A 1,004-nucleotide genomic window follows, 5' to 3' on the forward strand; every position below is an offset into this window, starting at 1 on the left:
CTGTTCTTTTTCGGCTGGGACAAGCTGTCGAAGGTTGGCCACCTGGTCGCGACCTGGGCGGTGGCGCTGGGATCGAACTTCTCGGCGCTGTGGATCCTGATTGCCAATGGCTGGATGCAGAACCCGGCCGGCTCGGCGCTCAACCCGCAGACCATGCGCATGGAGATCGTCAGTTTCTTCGATGTCGTCTTCAATCCGGTGGCGCAGGCGAAGTTCGTGCACACCGTCTCGGCCGGCTATGTCTGCGCCTCGGTCTTCGTGCTTGGTGTCTCGGCCTGGTATCTCCTGAAGGGCCGCAGCGTCGAGCTCGCGAAGCGTTCGATGACGGTTGCCGCATCCTTCGGCCTGGCTTCGGCGCTTTCGGTCGTCGTGCTTGGCGATGAAAGCGGCTATCTGACGACCGAACATCAGAAGATGAAGCTCGCGGCAATCGAAGCCATGTGGAAGACCGAACCGGCGCCAGCCGCCTTCACCGCCTTCGGCTTCCCAGATCAGGAGGCCCGCGAGACCCATTATGCCATTCACATTCCATGGGCCATGGGCCTGATCGGGACGCGGTCGCTGACGACGGAAATCCCTGGCATCGACAAGCTCGAGGAACAGGCCAAGGACCATATTCGGGAGGGTATCAAGGCTTATGACGCGCTGATGAAGATCCGCGCAGCCAAGCCGGCAACGCCCGGCGAAGTCTCGCAGGATGTTGCCACTGCGCGCACCTCCTTCGAGGATATCGGCCACGAGCTCGGTTATGCTCTGCTGCTCAAGCGCTATGTCGACGATCCTCGCCAGGCGACGGAGGAGCAGATTGCGCAAGCGGCTCGCGACACCATTCCGAATGTGCCGACGCTCTTCTGGTCATTCCGCATCATGGTCGGCCTCGGGATGTTCTTCATCCTGCTGATGACGGTCTTCTTCTGGCTCTCGGCTCGCCGGAAACTGGATCGCTATCCGCTGCTGCTGAGGATCGCGGTCTTCGCCATTCCGCTGCCCTGGGTCGCCATCGA

At 61.6% G+C, this 1,004-nt stretch carries 1 protein-coding gene; it reads left to right on the top strand.

All coding sequences use genetic code 11. The annotated features are described in order from the left end of the window. Window positions 1–1,004: cytochrome ubiquinol oxidase subunit I (locus JJQ51_RS32785; protein ID WP_269245866.1), on the top strand; the 1,004-nt coding region annotated here is incomplete at both ends.

Source organism: Rhizobium sp. AG207R, assembly GCF_027109195.1.
GTDB lineage: Bacteria > Pseudomonadota > Alphaproteobacteria > Rhizobiales > Rhizobiaceae > Rhizobium > Rhizobium dioscoreae.